This window comes from Micromonospora sp. WMMD714 (assembly GCF_029581315.1).
In the GTDB taxonomy this organism is placed as follows: domain Bacteria; phylum Actinomycetota; class Actinomycetes; order Mycobacteriales; family Micromonosporaceae; genus Micromonospora; species Micromonospora rifamycinica.
This window is the reverse complement of record NZ_CP120744.1, coordinates 994780-1011637: the sequence shown is the minus strand read 5'-3', so window position 1 is coordinate 1011637 and position 16858 is coordinate 994780. Positions and strand designations below refer to the sequence as shown.

The 16858-nt window shown below is 74.6% G+C and carries 15 protein-coding genes; 5 read left to right on the top strand and 10 right to left on the bottom strand.

The window, feature by feature from the left end:
- Positions 1–28: 28 nt before the first annotated feature.
- From nagA to O7625_RS04560, 3 genes are read right to left on the bottom strand one after another with little or no spacing between them, the layout of a single operon-like run.
- Complete coding sequence (nagA, locus tag O7625_RS04570) at positions 29–1138, bottom strand: N-acetylglucosamine-6-phosphate deacetylase (RefSeq protein WP_282344517.1); 1110 nt, start codon at positions 1136–1138, stop codon at positions 29–31.
- Complete coding sequence (locus O7625_RS04565; RefSeq protein WP_282344516.1) at positions 1135–2139, bottom strand: ROK family protein; 1005 nt, start codon at positions 2137–2139, stop codon at positions 1135–1137. Before O7625_RS04565 ends, nagA begins: the two co-directional genes overlap by 4 nt.
- On the bottom strand, positions 2136–3065 hold the full coding sequence (locus O7625_RS04560) for a sugar isomerase (protein ID WP_282344514.1): 930 nt from the start codon (positions 3063–3065) through the stop codon (positions 2136–2138). Before O7625_RS04560 ends, O7625_RS04565 begins: the two co-directional genes overlap by 4 nt.
- 200 nt (positions 3066–3265) lie before the next feature.
- On the opposite strand from O7625_RS04560, the gene O7625_RS04555 reads away from it, so the two are divergent.
- The 5 genes from O7625_RS04555 (at position 3266) to O7625_RS04535 (ending at position 7521) form a co-directional block, all read left to right on the top strand.
- The gene (locus O7625_RS04555; RefSeq protein WP_067304864.1) at positions 3266–4051 is read left to right on the top strand and encodes a DeoR/GlpR family DNA-binding transcription regulator; all 786 of its coding nucleotides are present in this window, start codon (positions 3266–3268) and stop codon (positions 4049–4051) included.
- A 118-nt stretch (positions 4052–4169) separates the two neighbouring features.
- Positions 4170–5180 carry an ATP-binding cassette domain-containing protein gene (locus tag O7625_RS04550; RefSeq protein WP_282344510.1) on the top strand — a complete coding sequence of 337 codons (1011 nt, stop codon included), beginning with the start codon at positions 4170–4172 and terminating at the stop codon, positions 5178–5180.
- Positions 5177–6190, top strand: a complete 1014-nt coding sequence (locus O7625_RS04545; RefSeq protein ID WP_282344508.1) for an ABC transporter permease — start codon at positions 5177–5179, stop codon at positions 6188–6190. The genes O7625_RS04550 and O7625_RS04545 overlap by 4 nt, the downstream gene beginning before the upstream one ends.
- A 209-nt stretch (positions 6191–6399) precedes the next feature.
- Positions 6400–6879 (top strand): DUF3263 domain-containing protein, encoded by a 480-nt coding sequence (locus O7625_RS04540; RefSeq protein WP_282346806.1) that lies wholly within the window; start codon positions 6400–6402, stop codon positions 6877–6879.
- Between the two features lie 129 nt (positions 6880–7008).
- Entirely contained in the window at positions 7009–7521 is a 513-nt protein-coding gene (locus O7625_RS04535; RefSeq protein WP_282344506.1) for a GNAT family N-acetyltransferase, read from the top strand.
- 774 nt (positions 7522–8295) lie between these two features.
- Here O7625_RS04535 and O7625_RS04530 read toward each other — a convergent pair.
- From O7625_RS04530 to O7625_RS04500, 7 genes are read right to left on the bottom strand one after another with little or no spacing between them, the layout of a single operon-like run.
- Positions 8296–10611: an AAA family ATPase gene (locus O7625_RS04530; protein WP_282344504.1), complete on the bottom strand. Its 2316-nt coding sequence runs from the start codon at positions 10609–10611 to the stop codon at positions 8296–8298.
- 36 nt (positions 10612–10647) lie between these two features.
- The gene (locus tag O7625_RS04525; RefSeq protein ID WP_282344502.1) at positions 10648–11145 is read right to left on the bottom strand and encodes a hypothetical protein; all 498 of its coding nucleotides are present in this window, start codon (positions 11143–11145) and stop codon (positions 10648–10650) included.
- A gap of 44 nt (positions 11146–11189) precedes the next feature.
- Positions 11190–11951: an ATP/GTP-binding protein gene (locus O7625_RS04520; protein WP_172898436.1), complete on the bottom strand. Its 762-nt coding sequence runs from the start codon at positions 11949–11951 to the stop codon at positions 11190–11192.
- Positions 11929–12396 carry a DUF742 domain-containing protein gene (locus tag O7625_RS04515; RefSeq protein ID WP_067305311.1) on the bottom strand — a complete coding sequence of 156 codons (468 nt, stop codon included), beginning with the start codon at positions 12394–12396 and terminating at the stop codon, positions 11929–11931. The genes O7625_RS04520 and O7625_RS04515 overlap by 23 nt, the downstream gene beginning before the upstream one ends.
- A complete protein-coding gene (locus O7625_RS04510) occupies positions 12393–12863 on the bottom strand; it encodes a roadblock/LC7 domain-containing protein (RefSeq protein WP_067305308.1) in 471 nt (156 codons plus the stop codon). Before O7625_RS04510 ends, O7625_RS04515 begins: the two co-directional genes overlap by 4 nt.
- The gene (locus O7625_RS04505) at positions 12860–15652 is read right to left on the bottom strand and encodes a nitrate- and nitrite sensing domain-containing protein (protein WP_282344500.1); all 2793 of its coding nucleotides are present in this window, start codon (positions 15650–15652) and stop codon (positions 12860–12862) included. Before O7625_RS04505 ends, O7625_RS04510 begins: the two co-directional genes overlap by 4 nt.
- The gene (locus O7625_RS04500) at positions 15639–16826 is read right to left on the bottom strand and encodes a hypothetical protein (protein WP_282344499.1); all 1188 of its coding nucleotides are present in this window, start codon (positions 16824–16826) and stop codon (positions 15639–15641) included. The genes O7625_RS04505 and O7625_RS04500 overlap by 14 nt, the downstream gene beginning before the upstream one ends.
- Positions 16827–16858: the final 32 nt, after the last annotated feature.

The following is a 16858-nucleotide window of genomic DNA, read 5'->3' as shown; positions in this document are numbered from 1 at the left end:
CCGCCCCTGCCCGCTCCGTCGAATGGGGTCAGTCGAGCCAGCTGCCGGCACGCATGACCCGGACCACGGTCAGCTCGTCGTCGAGCACCACCAGGTCGGCGCGCCGGCCGCTCTGCAGCGCGCCGACCCGGTCGCCGAGGCCGATGGCGCGGGCCGGGGTGGTGGCGACCATCCGTACCGCGTCGGTGATCGGGACGCCGGCGGTGACGGCGTGCCGCAGCGCCGCGTCCATGGTGAGGGTGCTGCCGGCGATCGCCCCGTTGCCGGCCAGCCGGGCCACCCCGTCGGCCACGGCGACCGGCTGGCCGCCCAGCTCGTAGTCGCCGTCGGGCATGCCGGCGGCGGCCATCGCGTCGGTGACCAGCGCGACCCGTTCCGGGCCGGCCACGGCGGTGACGAAGGTGAGCATCCCGTCGTGCAGGTGCACCCCGTCGGCGACCAGCTCACAGACCACGTTCGGGGCCTCCAGCAGGGCCACCACCGGGCCGGGCTCGCGGTGGTGCAGCGGGCGCATCCCGTTGAACAGGTGGGTGCCGACGCTCGCCCCCGCCGAGACGGCGGCCCGGGTCTGCTCCCAGGTGGCGTCGGTGTGGCCGACGGCGGCGACCACCCCGTGCGAGGTGAGCAGCTTGATGGCGTCCAGCGCGCCGGGACGCTCGGGGGCCAGGGTGACCATGCGTACCGTCCCGTCGCCGTCGGCGATGAGCCGGCCCAGCTCGTCGGTGGACGGGTCGCGGAGGAACTCCGGGTTCTGCGCCCCGCACCGGGCCGCCGACAGGTACGGCCCCTCGAAGTGGACGCCGGCCAGCACGCCCTCGTGGACCAGCGGCGCGAACGCGGCGGTGGCCGTCCGCATCAGCTCGAACGGGGAGCTGACCAGGCTGGCCAGCAGGGTGGTGGTGCCGTGGCGCAGGTGGAACGCGGCGGCCTCGCGGGCGGCGGCGGCGTCGCCGGTGGTGAAGGTGTGGCCGCCCCCGCCGTGGGTGTGCATGTCCACGAAGCCCGGCACGATCCAGTGCCCGTCGCGCTTGGCCGGGTACTCGGCGACGGCGGTGATCCGCTCGCCGTCCAGCTCCACGCACCCCTGCCGGATCACGCCGGTCGGGGTCACCACCTTGCCGGTCACCCGCTGGGTCATCGTCTCTCCAGACTGTCGAGGGCGAGCAGGGCCGCGCCGAGGCAACCGGCCTCGTCGCCCAGGGCCGCCGCGACCAGGCGCGGCTCCCGATGGAAGGTCATCCGTTCGTGCAGGGCGGCCCGGAGCGGGCCGAGCAGCTGCTCGCCGGCCCGGGCCAGGCCGCCGCCGATCACCATGGTGTCCACGTCGTAGAGGGCCTGCCCGGTGGCGAGCCCGTCGGCGAGCGCCTCGACGGCCTCCCGCCACACCCGGCCGGCCAGCTCCTCGCCGGCCGCCGCCCGCCCGGCCACGTCGGCCGCGCTCACCGCGCTGCGGGTCGGCGCGGTGTCGGCGGGGGCCGCCCCGGGACCGGTTCCGGCCGCCCCGGGTCGTGGGTCGTCGGCGAGTGCGGCGTAGCGGCGGGCGACGGCCGAGGCGGACGCGAGCGCCTCCAGGCAGCCGGTCCGGCCGCAGCCGCAGCGCGGCCCGTCGGGGCGTACCAGGATGTGGCCGATCTCGCCGGCCGCACCGTGCGCCCCGACGGCGGCCGACCCGGCCACCACGTGGGCGGCGGCGATGCCGGTGCCGATCGCGACGAAGAGCACGTGCCGGGCGTCCCGGCCGGCGCCGAGCCGGGCCTCGGCGATCCCGCCCACCCGCACGTCGTGGCCGAGCGCCGCCGGCAGTCCGAGCCGCGTCGCCACCAGGTCCCGCAGCGGTACGTCCCGGAAGCCGACGTTCGCCGACCAGACCGCCACCCCGGCGGCCTCGTCGACCACCCCGGGCACGGCGACGCCACACGCCACCGGGGTGGCCCCGGCGGCACGCGCCCGGTCGGCCAGCCCTCCGGCGACCGCGAGGACGGTCGCCACCACGGCGTCCGGGCCGCGCCCGGCGTCGGTCGGGTGGCGTTCGGCGTGCGCCGTGCTGCCGTCCGGGCGGACCAGGGCGCACTTCATCCCGGTGCCGCCGACGTCCAGCGCGACGACGAGACGTTGGTCGTCGTCCGGCCGGTCGGTCACGCCAGCACCACGGAACGGGTCAGGTGCCGGGGCGCGTCCGGGTCGAGGCCGCGGCTGGTCGCCAGGGCCACCGCGAAGCGCTGGGCCAGGATCAGGTCGGCCATCGGGTCGACCGGGGTCCGGCCGGCCGCCCAGCTGCCCAGCACGGTGTGGCAGCCGTGGTGGCGGCTGTGCACGAACGCCGCCCCGGTGGCCGCCACGTCCTCCGGCAGCCCGTCGGGCAGCTCCCCGAACGCCCAGACCAGCCGGCCGGGTGCGGCGATCGAGATGGGACCGTGCCGGTAGTCCATCGCCGGGTACGCCTCGGCCCAGAAGGTGGCCGCCTCGCGGCACTTCAGCGCGGCCTCCTGGGCCAGCCCGACCGTCCAGCCCCGACCGAGGAAGGTGGCCTGGTCGACGCGGGCCGGGTCGAGCGGCAGCGGAGCCCGGACGGCCACCTCGGCGTCGGCGGCCAGCGCCTCGACGTTGTCGCCGAGGTGGGCGCGGAGCAGCGCCAGGGCGGTGGTGGCGAACCGGGTCTGCACCACCGAACGCTCGTCGGCGAAGGGCATCGGCACGGCCGTGCCGGCCAGCGCGACGGCGGGCGAGCCGGGGTCGCCGACGAGGACGGTGGTGGGTGTCCGACCGCGGTGCGCGGCGAGCAGGTCGAGGACCTCGGTGGTGGTGCCCGAGCGGGTGACCGCGATCAGCCGGTCGTAGCGGCGGTCGGCGGGGAACTCGCTGGCCTGGAAGGCGTCGGTCTCGCCGTGACCGGCCCGCTCGCGTAGCCCGGCGTACGCCATGGCCATGAACCACGACGTGCCGCAGCCGACGACGGCGACCCGCTCGCCGGGCCGGGGGAGGCCATTGGCGACGGTGCCGGAGAGCCGGGCCGCCTCCCGCCAGCAGTCGGGCTGGCTGGCGATCTCCGCGTCGACGTACGCCATGGGGAACTCCTCGCACAGGGGAGGGAGGTGCGCAATACGGCTCATTACCACCGTCTTTCGCGCGTTATTCTGCGCGAAACGGGGTGGGTGTGGCAACCTGCCCCCGGATCGCGCAGAGCAGGGTTTTGCGCACCGTCAGTTTCGCGCACTACTGTGCACGCCATCAATCACCGTTCGGGCAGAGTCATCGGAGGCCCCTCGTGGACCGGTACGCCAGGTGGAACGCTCTGCTCGAGATGCTCACCGGCAGTGGCCGGGTCAGCGTCGAGGAGGCCGCCGACCGGCTGGACGTCTCCCAGGCCACCATCCGCCGCGACTTCGACCAGCTCGCCCAGCAGCAGATGATCACCCGGACCCGGGGCGGCGCGGTCGCCAACGGTGTCTCGTACGACCTGCCGCTGCGCTACAAGACGGCCAAGCACTCGGCCGAGAAGCAGCGGATCGGCGCGGCCGCCGCCGCGCTCGTCTCCCCGGGCACCGTGGTCGGCCTCAACGGCGGCACCACCAGCACCGAGGTGGCCCGGGCCCTCGCCGTCCGGCCGGATCTGAACACCAACGCCGAGGGTGCCCAGCTCACCGTGGTCACCAACGCCCTGAACATCGCCAACGAACTGCTGGTCCGCTCCCGGATGAAGGTGGTGGTCGCCGGGGGTGTGGTGCGGCCGAAGTCGTTCGAGCTGGTCGGGCCGCTCGGTGGGGCGCTGCTGCGTGAGGTCACCCTGGACGTCGCCCTGTTGGGCGTGGACGCGCTCGATCCCCAGTTGGGTGCCGCCGCCCACCACGAGGGGGAGGCGGCGATGAACAACCTGATGGTGGCCCGGGCCAAGCGGGTGGTGATCATCGCGGACTCGTCGAAGCTCGGCGGCCACGCGTTCGCCCGGATCTGCCCGGTGGAGCGGGTGGAGACCCTGGTGACCGACTCCGGGGCGGCCCCGGAGCTGGTCGCTGCGTTCCGTGCCGCCGGAGTGGCCGTCATCTGCGCCTGAGTGATCCCTCGGTGCACCGTCGGTAGTAATCGAGCGCCGATGCATACCGGGTATTGCCACCCGGGGCATACCGAGTATGGTGACCGCTGTCATCAGCCACCATCGGGGGAGGCGCAGCTTGTCGGCTGTCCTGGAGATCGAAGGTCTACGTAAGACGTACAAGAGCCGCAGGCGTGGTGTCCGCAACGCGCTGGACGGCTTCGACATGCGGGTGGAGGCCGGTCAGGTGCACGGCTTCCTCGGCCCCAACGGGTCGGGCAAGACCACCACGCTACGCACCCTGCTCGGGCTGATCCGGCCGGACGGCGGGCGGATGGCGATCCTCGGCCACGAGGTGCCCACCGCGCTGCCCACCGTCGCCGGTCAGGTCGGCGCGATCGTGGAGAGCCCGCAGTTCTTCCCGCACTTCACCGCCCGGGACACCCTGTCCCTGCTGGCCGGGGCCGGCGACGTCCCCGCCGTCCGGGTCGACGAGGTGCTCGAACTGGTCGGGCTGCGGGACCGGGCCGGCGAGCGGGTCAAGACGTACTCGCTCGGCATGAAGCAGCGGCTCGCCGTCGCGTCCGCCCTGCTCAAGAACCCGAAGCTGCTGATCCTGGACGAGCCGGCCAACGGCCTCGACCCGGGCGGCATCCGGGAGATGCGTACCCTGATGCGTACCCTCGCCGAATCCGGGATGACGGTGGTGCTCTCCAGCCACATCCTCGGCGAGATCCAGCTCATCTGCGACGAGGTCACCATCATCTCGCTGGGCCGTCGGGTCGCCGCCGGCCCGGTGGAGCAGGTGCTCGCCCAGCACTCGCACGGCGGGGTACGGGTGCGGCTGGACGCCGCCGAGGACCTCGCCGCCGCGGCCGACCTGCTCGGCCGGGCCGGGGTCGCGGTCACCCGGCACCCCGACCACCTGATGCTGGCCGGCGTCGACAAGCCGGCCACGGTCAGCCGGCTCCTCGCCGAACAGCACCTGTACGTCAGCGAGCTGGCCCCGGTCTCGGTGGACCTGGAGAGCGTCTTCCTGGAGATCACCGCCACCGCGCCGGTCCCCGGCCAGCACCGCCAGGTCGACGAGTCCACGAAGGTCGGCGAGCCGGGCCACACCGGCGGCACCACGGGAGGGTGGGGCGCATGAGCCTGTACGTCACCGAACTGCGTCGGCTGGCCAAGCGTCGGCTCACCCGGGTCATGCTGGTCCTGCTGGTACTGGGCCTGGCCGGCATCGTCACCGCCTTCGGCTTCTCCAGCCACAAGCTCTCCCCGGCCGTGATCGCCGAGGCCCAGGCCGAGTCGGACGCGAACTTCCGGCAGGCCGTCCGGGACTGGGAGCGTTCGATCGCCGACTGCGAAGCGGCCAAGGCCCGTGGCGAGCAGACCGAGGACCGGTACGGCCCGAACTGCGGCCGGGACTGGCAGCCCACCCCGGACATGTTCGACCCGAAGTGGAACCTGCCCTACCAGTTCGACTTCCGGGCCGAGTTCGAGATCTTCATCGCCGTCTTCGCCGGGGCGGTGGCGCTCTTCGCCTTCCTGATCGGCGCCTCCTTCGTGGGGGCCGAGTGGAGCAGTGGCGGAATGATGAACCTGCTGCTGTGGCGGCCGAAACGGCTCGCCGTGCTCGGCACCAAGCTGGCCGCCGTGCTCACCACGCTGACCGGGGTGACGGTGGTGCTCGGTGCGCTGTGGACCCTGGCCTTCTGGCTGATCGCCACCTACCGGGGGACCACCGCGAAGGTCACCTCCGGGGTGTGGCAGTCCGTCGGGATCAGCGGACTGCGGGCACTGGCGATCATCCTCGCCGCCGGTGCGGTGGCCTTTGCGCTGGCCTCCCTGGGCCGGCACACCTCGATGGCGCTCGGTGTCGCCGTCGGCGTCGGGGTGATCAGCGAAATCGGCATCCGGATCGCGATGACCATCGCCGGGGTCCGGTTCGGGGACCGTTGGGTGCTCTCCACCTATGCGCTGGCCTGGTTCCAGAAGCAGTGGACGCTGATCGACTACCGCTCCTGCGAGTTCGTCCAGGGCGAGTGCACGCCGAAGGAGATGCTGGTGACCTGGCAGGACTCGGCGTTGGTCTTCGGCCTCGGCACCGCGGTGGTGGTGGCTGCCGCGTTCTGGTTGATGCGTCGGCGCGACATCACCTGAGCCGGGCGGCCCGGCACCGGATGCGGCGGGCTCGGGTCGACCAACGGTCGACCCGAGCCCGCCGTACGTCGTCAGCGTCGGCCGACAGCCGTCGGGCGGAAGCGTCGCCCACCCTGGTTAAGCTGGGATTCCCCGGCCGGCCCGCCCGGTCGTCCACCCTGCCGAGGAGCGCCATGCCGCCCGCCGACGCCATGCCGCCCGCCGACGCCATGCCGCCCGCCGACGCCATGCCGCCCGCCGACGCCATGCCGCCCGCCGACGCCATGCCGCCCGCCGACGCCGTGCCGTCCGCCAAGCCCGTGCTGTCCGCCGACGCCGAACTGTCCGCCGACGGTATGGCCCGGTCCGGGGCGTCGCCGGAGCCGGTCGACGCGCCGCAGCAGGCACCGTCGGTGCCGTCGCCCCGAGCGGCCCCGGACGACGAGCGGACCGGTGCGCGGGCGGCTCCGGCCGGTGCCGACGAGCTGACCGAACGGGAACAGCGGATCCTCGCCTTCGAACAGCAGTGGTGGCGGCACGCCGGGGCCAAGGAACAAGCCATCCGGGACACCTTCGGGCTCTCGGCGACCCGTTACTACCAGCTGCTCAACGGTCTACTCGATCGCCCCGCCGCACTGGTCGCCGAGCCGCTGCTGATCGGCCGGCTTCGCCGCCTGCGCGCCTCCCGGACCCGTAACCGGCGTCGCTGAGCCTTCCGCCCAAGCCCGCCGCCGGCACCGTGGGTGAATCCGGACCGACCGGCCGAGACGTCCGGCCGGACCGCCAGTCGCCGCCCAAAGGGGTGGACGGACGTCGGTGCGGGCGGCAGACTGCGGCACGTGGCAGGCGCGGTACGGCTGGAGCCGGTGGACGAGGCGAACCTGGAGTCGTTGCTCTCCGTAGCGGCGGCCGAGGCTGAGCCGAGTGACGTCATGCCCCCGGTCGAGGCCCCCGCCGGCTGGTCGCACGCCCGCCGGGAGGCGTTTCGGAACTTCCACCGGGCCAGCTTTGACGGCCTGGACGGCCCGAACCGCACGCTGATGTTCGCTGTGTGTGTCGGTGGCGAGGTGGTCGGCATGATCAGGATGACCCGCTGCGCCGCCCCCGGCGTGGTAGAGACGGGCATGTGGCTCGGCCGGTCGGCCCGGGGGCAGGGGCTCGGTGCCGCAGCCCTGCGGGAACTGCTGAACACCGCCGCCGCAGCCGGTATGCACTCCGTCGTCGCGGAGACCACCTCCGACAACGTGGGTGCTGTCTCGGTGCTGCGCAACTGCGGCGCCAAACTACGCGAAGAGGGTGGAAAGGTGCACGCGGAGATCTCCCTCGACGCGACCCCACCCGCCGTCGGCTGATCCGCCAACTCCCCCCGGGCGGTCGTCGTCATCGGCCCCGCCGGGGCAATGACACGCGTCAGCGCAGTGGCCCGCGCCAGCGCAGTGGGCAGCGGCATGCGGCTACGGCATGCGGCGGCGCCATGCGGCGAGGACCTCCGACGCGGCGGGCACGGCGACGGCACCCCCAGCCGGGCAGACGGCACCCCCAGCGGGGCGGACGGCAGCGGCAGCCGGGCAGGCGGCAGCGGTAGCGGGGCGGACGGCAGCGGCAGCCGGGCAGACGGCACCTCCAGCCGGGCAGGCGGCACCGGTAGCGGGGCGGACGGCACCCCCAGCGGGGCAGACGGCACCTCCAGCGGGGCAGACGGCACCTCCAGCCGGGCAGGCGGCACCGGCAGCGGGGCGGACGGCAGCGGCAGCCGCCGCAAAGGCAGACGGCAGCGGCAGCCGCGGCGACGGCCCCTGGATGAGGCGGCGTGTCGCGGACACTTGTGCTTCCCGCGACGAGTGGTATGCCCAGCAGTCATATTTATGCCTCTCAGGCATAACGCTCGCTGCCTGACTACTGGTCTGCGCCGACACGCCCAGACGGCCCCGAGCATCCAGCACCAGCACCGGCACCGGCACCGGCACCGGCACCGGAGCATCCGGCACCCGAGCACCCGGCACCGGCACCCGAGCACCCGAGCACCCGAGCACCCGGCACCGGCACCGGCACCGGCACCCGAGCACACGGCACCCGAGCACCCGGCGATCCGCAGCCACCCGCCGTCCCGTCGGGCGTGCCCGTGGTCAGCCCGCGTGTTTGTCGGCGTACGCGGCGAGCCAGGCGACCTGCGTGGGGTCCAGGGACGGGCGGACGCGACGGCGGGCGGTGGCGACGTGGGCGGCGGTGACCGTGGCGGCGGACAGGGACTCCCGCATCGCGGCCAGCGCCGCCTCCCGCACCAGCGCCGCGCAGTCCGCCGCCGAGAAGCCGGTCAGCTCCTCGCCGAGGGCCGGCAGGTCCACGTCCCCGGCGAGCGGTACGGCACGGGACGCGGCGCGCAGGATCTCCGTGCGGGCCGGGCCGTCCGGCGGCGGCACGTACACCAGCCGTTCCAGCCGGCCGGGGCGCAGCAGCGCCGGATCGACCAGGTCCGGGCGGTTGGTCGCGCCGATCACCACCACGTTGCGCAGCGCCTCGACCCCGTCCAACTCGGTCAGCAGCGCGGCCACCACCCGGTCGGTGGTGCCGCCGTCGGTGGCCTGGCCGCGTACCGGGGCCAGCGCGTCCATCTCGTCGAGGAACACCAGCGTCGGCGCGGCCTCGCGGGCGCGGCGGAACAGCTCCCGGACCGCCCGTTCGCTCTCGCCGACCCACTTGGAGAGCAGTTCGGCACCCTTCACCGACAGCACGTTCGCCCGCCCGGTTCCGGCCAGGGCGGTCACCAGGTAGGTCTTGCCGCACCCCGGCGGCCCGTACAGCAGCACCCCCCGGGGCGGCTGCACCCCGAGCCGGGCAAAGGTGTCCGGGTAGGTCAGCGGCCAGAGCACCGACTCGGTGAGGGTCTGCTTCACCTCGCCGAGACCACCCACGTCGTCGAGGGTGACCGTGGCCAACTCCAGGGTGGAGGCCGCCATCGTGGTCGGCCGGACCACCTCCAGCGCCGCCGAGAAGTCGGCCATCGCCACGGTGGGCTGCTCGGCCGTCTTCTGCCGCAGCGCCGCCCGTACCCCGGCCTCCCGGACCAGCGCGGCCAGGTCGGCGGCGACGAACCCGGGGGTACGACCGGCCACCTCGTCCAGCCGGACGTCCGGGGCCAGCGGCACCTGGCGGGTCAGCACGGTCAACTGTTCACGGCGCAGCGCCGGATCGGGCAGCGGCACCGTGATCCGTAACGACAGCAGGTCGGGCGCGCGTAACCCCGGGTCGACCGACTCCGGGCGCGAGGTGGTGCACACCACCGCCGTACCCGATCGGACGGCCCCGGCGACCACCTGCCGGAACACGGTGGCCAGCGGCCCGGCGTCCTCGGCCGGGGCCAGCGCCTCCACGTCGGTGACCAGCAGCACCCCCGGCCCGCCGTCGGCCAGCCCGGCGGCGGCCTCGCGGAGCCGGCGGGCCGCCGCGTCGTTGGTCAGCGCGGCGAGTTCCGGCGCCCACAGCGGGCGTACCCGGGCACCGACCGCCTTGGCCACCGCCCGCACCAGTGCCGACTTGCCCGAGCCGGCCGGGCCGCTGAGCAGCACGCCGAGCGAGACCGTGGTGCCCAGCCGGCCCAGCACCTCCCGGTGGTGGAAGCCCAGGTCCAACAGCTCGGTCAGCTCCTCGGCCTGGCCGCGCAACCCGGGCAGCTCGTCCACGTGCGGTACGTCGTCGTCCGCAGGTTCGTCGTCCGCTCCGGTAGCCGCCGGGCCACCGGCCACCGGCCCCGGACCCGTCGAGGTCCCCGCCGTCGAGGCGTCGGTGGTCCGGTCGCCGGACCGAAGGTCGTCGGCGCCTGTGGTCGTCCCCCGGTGAGGCCGGGACGGGCCGGAGGAGCCGTGGGTGACCTGGCCGTGTTCCCAGCCGACCACGGTGTCCATGGTCACCAGGGCACCGGTCGCCGGTTCGGCGGCGACCACGGTGAGCAGGCTGCTCGTCCAGGCGTACCCGACGCTGTTGGCGAGGCTGCGTCGGGCGGCCTCGACCAGACCGCGTACCGACGCGTCGGGGAGGACGTCCTGGGGCAGCAGCGAGACGTCGTCGCCCTCGGTGACCATCTTGCCGAGCAGCGCGAGCCGGAGCATCTCCGGGGACACCGCGGCGAGTACCGGCACCGGGCCGCTCAGGGTCACCCGTCGGGCTGGGGTCAGCGGGACCGGACCGACCGTCACCTGACCACCGTCGCGGACCCCGAGATTACCCAGGGTGAGGTCGTCGGCGTAGAGCAGCGCGGCGCTGGTGGTCGGTTCGGCGGGCGCGACGATCCCGGCGGTGACCCGTCGACCGGCCAGCCGCACCGGGTCACCGGGGCGCAGCGCCAGGGCGGTCAGCACCTCCGGGTGCAGCCGGACGATGCCGCGTCGGGCATCCAGAGCGGCCGGGCGCAGGCTGGCGGTCAGGGTGAGGTCCGGTGCGGGCATCGCCCGACAGTAGCCGCCCGGTGCCGCCGGCACCCCTCAGCCGTTGTTGTCGAGCAGCGTCGGGTCGCGTCGGATCAGTTCGGCCAGCCGGGCCGCCGGGTCGACGCCGGGCATCTCCCGGGCCGGCGTCCACGCCGGTGACGTCCTGCTCGCCGGAGGCCAGCCGGGTGGTGGCGCGGGAGGGTCAGGGGCGGCCCGTACCTCGGCTCCGGCCCGCTCGTCGGCGGCGTCCGCCCGCTCGACGCGCAGCGGGTACGTCCGCCCGGCGTACTCCACCCGCAACCCCACCGACAGGCCCGGCCATCCGGCGACCACCCGGCGGACCGCCTCGGCCACCGCCTCCACCGGGTCGACACCGGCCGGCACGGCCACCGCCCCCGGCTGCCCGGCTGCCGGGGCCGCCGGACCGGTGGCGTCGAAGGCCACGGTCGGCGTGCCGTCGTCGACCTCCGCGCCCTGATCGACCGACCGGCGGCGACGGGCCTCCTCACGGCGTGCCAGCCGGGCCAGTGTCTCGTCCAGACCACCCCTCATGACGTCCCCCTCTCCGAATGGAACGGTCCCGGGCGCCGATTCGTTCAGACGCCCTTCTCCCGCACCGCCCGGTCCAGCGCCCGGTCCAGGACGACCAGCAGGGCGTCCCGCACCGACAGCCGGTCCCGGGCGTCGAACTGCACCAACGGCACGTGGTCGCCGATCGCCAGCGCCCACCGGATCGCCCCCAACTCGTGGGTGAGCCGGCCGTCGAAGGCGTTCACCCCGACCACGAAGGGCAGGCCGGCCCGCTCGAAGAAGTCGATCGCCGGGTAGCAGTCGTCCAGCCGGGAGCTGTCCACCACCACCAGCGCGCCGAGCGCCCCTCGGGCGAGGTCGTCCCACATGAAACCGAAGCGGTGCTGACCGGGCGTGCCGAACAGGTACAGCTTCAGGCTCCGGTCGATGGTGACGCAGCCGAAGTCCATCGCCACCGTGGTGGTGGTCTTGGCGCTGCCCAGCCCCGGATCGTCCACCCCGATGCCGGCGCTGGTCATCTCGGCCTCGGTGGTCAGCGGGGCGATCTCGGAGATCGCCCCGACCGTGGTCGTCTTGCCCACCCCGAAACCACCGGCGATGAGAAGTTTGACCGGGATGGGTGGGGCGGCGCCCGCACCGGTCCGGGTGGTGGGGACCGGTGCGGTGGCCGCCGGGACCGCCGGCGGCCGGTACGGCGGTGGCGGGGGCGGGTGCTGAGCCGGGGTCGGAGGGCCGCCCACCGGCTGGCCGTAACGGGTGGAGGCACTGTTCGCGGCGAGCCCGCCGAGCGGGGCGACCGGCCATTCAGGAGATCGCACGGAGTCCATCAATCACTCGCAGGATGAGGTCGGGGTCAAATGCGTCGTCGACGGCGCCGACGTGCACGTCGAGGTGGCCGGCGGCCCGTAGGTCACCGACCAGCACCCGGGTCACGCCGAGTTGCAGCCGCATCCGGGCGGAGATCTCCGCGACCGAGATGGGTTCGCCGCAGAGCGCGACGATCGCCTGCAACTCGGGCGCGAGCAGGGCCACGACGGCAGCCCGGCCCGGCTCGGACCGGGCGGTGACCTGGGTCTCCAGGCCGATCGCCGGGTCCGCGCCGGCGACCCGTCCGGCCGTCAGCACGAACGGGCGGGGGCTGCTGGTCGGCCGGTCGGCCTCCGGCTCGGGAGCGGGTGTCGCCGCCCCGCCCCCCGGCGGGGTCCGCAGGTAGGGGCGGACCCGGACCGACGGTTCGGGCTCCGATTCCTCGCCGGCGGCGTCCCGGGTCATTGCTGAACGGCGTTCTTCAGCTCGGCGATCAGTCTCGGTGTCAGCGCGCCGCCGGCCCGCCCGGCGAAGAGCGTCATCTCGTACGCGACGGTGCCCAGGTTGGCCGACCGGTCGGCGATCACGCCGAGGACCGAGCCGCTGCTGATGGCGGTGATCAGCAGGTAGCCGTCGGCCATGTCGACGATCACCCGGTTGAGCCCGCCGAGGGCGTACCAGCTCGCCGCGCCGCCGGCCAGGCTGGTCATGCCGGAGACGACGGCGGCGAGGCGTTCCGCGTTGGACCGGTCCTTGATCGACGACATGGCCATCAGCAGCCCGTCGGAGGAGACCGCGATGGCCTCCAGGACGCCGGCCGTGCTGGAGGTGAACGAGTCCAACAGCCAGTTGAAGGTGCGCGCCTCCGGGCTCAGATCACCGGCCGGGTGGTTCTGGTAGTCGACGTTCTCGTGTACGTGCGGGCTGGTCACCGTGTCGTTCCTTCTTCAGTGCGGCGGTCGGTGCGGACTTCGCGCAGAGCACGGGCGACGCCCGTCTCGAACGCGTTGATGAGATCGCGGACCTCGCCCGGATCTCCCGGGTGCTGGCTGGGTGGTTGCCGGGGTGGTGAGACGGTCAGGTTGGCACCCGGGATCCGCCGGGTCAGTCGGGGCGTCGCCGGTTCGGCGGGGTGGTCGGCGGCCGGTGCGGCCTGTTCGGCCCGTTGTACCCCGGACTGGAACTCCTCGACGAGAGCACGGGCGGCGGCCGGGTCGGCGTGGGTGGCGTCCACCGGACCGACGACCGGGGCGGTGCGGGGCAGGCTCGCGCCGGGTACCCGCTGCCGGATACCGGTCAGCGGGGCCGGTGGAGCGGCCGGGGCGGCCCGGCCGGCCGGGACGGTGTCGGCCGGCGGGGCGGCCGTCCGGCTCGGGTCCGCGTCGACCGGGGCCACCGTGGCGGTTCCCCGGGCCGGCAGGACGGGTGCGTCGGCCGGCTGCCCGGCGGGCCGGACCGGAAGACCGTCCGGACCGGCCGGCAGGGTCGGCTCCGGCGCGGCGGGCACGGTGCCGAAGGCGTCCCAGGGGCCGGTGGCCGCCATGCTCCGGGTCGCCTTGCCGACCAGCGTCGGGTCGAACCCGGGCAACGCCGCGGGATCGACCAGGGGCCGGGCCGGGCCGGCGTCCACCAGTGGCCGGTTCGGGCCGGCGTCGACCGTGACCGGTGTCCGACCGGTCCGCAGGGGGCTGTCGGGTTCGCCCGTCCCGACCGGGATGCCGACTCCGGGTCGGTCCCGCGACGGCAGCGCGGCGGGAGCGGTGGTCCCGGGCCGGTCGCGCGACGGGAGTACGGCGGGAGCGGTGGTCCCGGGCCGGTCGCGCGACGGCAGCGCGGCGCGGGCGACGGGTTCGCCGTGCCGGCCGCTGGTGGCCTGGACCAGGGCGGAGCCGGGGAGCGTCAGGGTGGCGGTCACCCCGCCGCCGGGGGTCGCCGCGAGCTCCACCGTCCAGCCGTGCCGGCGGGCCAGCCGGCCGACCACGAAGAGCCCGAGCACCTCGGACGGGGCCAGGTCCAGCCGCTCCCGGCGGGTGAACCGGGCGTTCTCCTCGGCCAGCCGCTGCGCGCTCATGCCGATGCCCTGGTCGATCACGGCCAGCCGCGCGCCGTCGTCGGTCGGTTCGCCGGCCACCACGACCCGGGTGTGCGGCGGGGAGAAGATGGTGGCGTTCTCCATCAGCTCGGCCAGGGCCAGCACCAGGTCGCCGATGATCGCCGGGACGGCGACCACCTCGGGTGGGACCTGCACGTCCACCCGGGTGTAGTCCTCGATCTCGCCGAGTGCCAGCCGGACTACGTCGGCCACCGGGACCGGTGCGACGTGTGCGTCGTCGCCCGCCGCGCCGGAGAGCACCACCAGGCTGCCCGCGTTGCGGCGCAACCGGCTGGAGATGTGGTCGAGCCGGTACAGGTGCTCCAGCCGGCCCGGTTCGGTCTCCTGCTGCTCCAGCCGGTCGATCAGGGCGATCTGCCGGCCGACCAGGTTCTGGGTACGCCGGCCCACGTGGCCGAACATCTGGGCCACGTTGCGCCGGCTCGCCACCTGCCGTTCCACCAGCCGGGCGGCGGTGTTCTGCACCCGTTCGAAGGCGCGGGCCAGGTCGCCGATCTCGTCCCGGGCACCCACGTCGACGGGGTCGAGGCGTACCGGTGAGCTGGTTTCCGACTCGTCGTCGGCGACCCGGACCAACTCGGACTCGGCGACCCGGGCGACCCGGTCGGCGGAGCGGGTGAGCCGGGTGAGCGGCCGTGCCACCGCGCGACCGACGGCCATGGTGAGCAGGATGACCGCGATCAGGATCGTCACGATCAACAACGTCACCCAGTACGCACCGGCGAGCGCCACCTGCCGGTCGGCGCGCACCTCGGCGGTGACGTCGGCGGCCAGCTTCTTCTCCACGAACTGGCCCAGGGTGATCATCGAGGAGACGGTGGGGAAGAGGGTCGCCACGTCCAGCGAGCCGATCGCCGTGGCCGGGTCCAGGGCGCTCTGGTTGATGAAGTCCGGGCCGGTGCGGTTGGCCACCGCGACTTCCTCGAGGGTGAGCAGGTCGAGCTGCTCGGGGGTGACCAGGGCCTGGAGCCGGGCGCTCTCCTCGGAGAGGACGGCGAAGTTGGCCACGTAGGCGGTGACGGTCTGGGCGTTGGGCCGGGCGGCGACCAGCACGATCAGGGTGGCGCCGGCGCTGAGGCTCTCACCGGTGCGCAGCAGACCGTCCAGGGCCAGCACCTGCCGCCCGGTGGGGGTACGGGTGTCCGCGTTGAGCCGTAGCCGGAGCGAGTCGATCAGGGTGGTGTTCACCGGCCCGTACCCCGCCATGATCTGGTCCGGACCGGTCTGCCCGGCCACCGCGGCGGTGCGGAGGGCGGCCAGTTGCCGTACCCCGTCGAGGGCGGTGTCGACCTCCGCCGGCAGGTCGTCCCCGGCCTCGGCGCGCAGGTCGGCGATCCGGTCGTCCACCTCGGCGATCTTCTGCACCAGGTCGGTGCGCCCGACCTGGCCGAGCAGCAGACCGATGGCGAGCAGGCGTTCCTGCTGGAGGTGTTGGAGGATCGTGCCGACCCGGCTGGCGATCCGCACCCGGTCGGCGAGGTCGCCGGCCCGCTGGGCCACGGTCGCCCGGTCCCAGACCACCGGCACCGTGAGCCCGGTCATGCAGAGCAGCGGGACCAGGACCAGCAGGGCGAGCTTGCCCCGGATCCGCAGCCTACCGAGCAGCATCGAAGGGCCTCCACCGCTCGGGTCCGGCGCTCTGCCCCGCCGGCTGGAGCACCGGGACCGACCCGTCCGGTCGGCGGTCGGGCCGGGCCGGCGGCTCCCACGGGACGGCCTCGGTCGCCTCGGCCGGCCCGCCCGGGGCGGTGCGCCGACCCCCCGGGGTGTCACTCCGGCGGGACAGCCAGCCGCTGGCGGCGAACGCGACCAGGAGCAGCCCGGCCAGCCCGCCGGCACCGAGGATCAGCAGGCCGTCGCGGTCGAGCTGGTCGAGCCGCTGCCGGAGCACCCGGTCCAACTCGTCGAGGATGACCGGCTGGAGTTCCCGGACCGCACTCTGGGCCTGGGTGCGCGCACCGGCGAGCTTGGTCAGGTCCAGCTCCTGGGTGCGGCCGGTGGGCCGGGACAGCGCGGCCAGCGCCTCGACCGCCCGCTGGTAGTTGTCCAGCGGGGTGAGCACCTCGGCGCCGATCGCGGCGCTCTCCGAGGTGTCGACCACCGTCTGGAGGTCGCCGACCAGGTCACCCGCGGGTTGCAGGGCGGCGAACCGGAGGGCGGCCAGCTCCCCCGCGGTGCGGGCCTGCTCGGCGGCGGGTCGCCGCTGGGCCAGGACGGCCAGGTCGACCAGCCGTCCGGTGGCGACCATCGCCTCGGGCATCTCCTCGCCGACGCCGTCCTGGAGGAAGTACGAGTCGGAACCCGGGTCGCGGATCAGGCCGGAGGTCTCCCGTACCTTGCCGTGCAGGGCGAGCAGCAGGTCGGTGACCTCGCCGTACGCCGTGAAGGCCGCCTCCGGGTCGGTGAGCGACCGGCTGGGCAGGCCCTCCAGTTTGGCCCGGAGCCCGGCCCACCGTTCGGTGCTGCGCAGCTCGCCGCCGATCCGGGTGTCGACCGCCGCGGCCTGCTCCACCGCCCGGTCCAGGGCGTCCCGGGAGACCGGTCGGCCGGCGACGGCGGCGGTCTGCGCGTCCACCAACGCCTCGGTGACCGGGCCGAGGGCGCGCAGGTACTCGACGCCGAGGCGCTCCCGTGCGGCCAGCTCGCGGTCGGCGTCCACCAGCCGGTGGCCCTGTACGACGAGGAACGCCACCGGCAGCAGCAGCGCGGTGGCGAGTAGCAGCGGCAACAGGCGGCCCGGTGTCCTGGGCCGTCGACGGACCCGCGAGGCGGGAACGGTCATGGTTGTCTCCTCCGGCGGCGGCGCAGGGGTTC

Bases quoted from the DNA above. Each gene is read 5' to 3' on its own strand.
- nagA (WP_282344517.1), bottom strand. From the start codon at position 1,138: ATGACCCAGCGGGTGACCGGCAAGGTGGTGACCCCGACCGGCGTGATC.
- O7625_RS04560 (WP_282344514.1), bottom strand. From the start codon at position 3,065: ATGGCGTACGTCGACGCGGAGATCGCCAGCCAGCCCGACTGCTGGCGG.
- O7625_RS04545 (WP_282344508.1), top strand. From the start codon at position 5,177: ATGAGCCTGTACGTCACCGAACTGCGTCGGCTGGCCAAGCGTCGGCTC.
- O7625_RS04540 (WP_282346806.1), top strand. From the start codon at position 6,400: ATGCCGCCCGCCGACGCCATGCCGCCCGCCGACGCCATGCCGCCCGCC.
- O7625_RS04530 (WP_282344504.1), bottom strand. From the start codon at position 10,611: ATGCCCGCACCGGACCTCACCCTGACCGCCAGCCTGCGCCCGGCCGCT.
- O7625_RS04525 (WP_282344502.1), bottom strand. From the start codon at position 11,145: ATGAGGGGTGGTCTGGACGAGACACTGGCCCGGCTGGCACGCCGTGAG.
- O7625_RS04520 (WP_172898436.1), bottom strand. From the start codon at position 11,951: ATGGACTCCGTGCGATCTCCTGAATGGCCGGTCGCCCCGCTCGGCGGG.
- O7625_RS04515 (WP_067305311.1), bottom strand. From the start codon at position 12,396: ATGACCCGGGACGCCGCCGGCGAGGAATCGGAGCCCGAACCGTCGGTC.
- O7625_RS04505 (WP_282344500.1), bottom strand. From the start codon at position 15,652: ATGCTGCTCGGTAGGCTGCGGATCCGGGGCAAGCTCGCCCTGCTGGTC.
- O7625_RS04500 (WP_282344499.1), bottom strand. From the start codon at position 16,826: ATGACCGTTCCCGCCTCGCGGGTCCGTCGACGGCCCAGGACACCGGGC.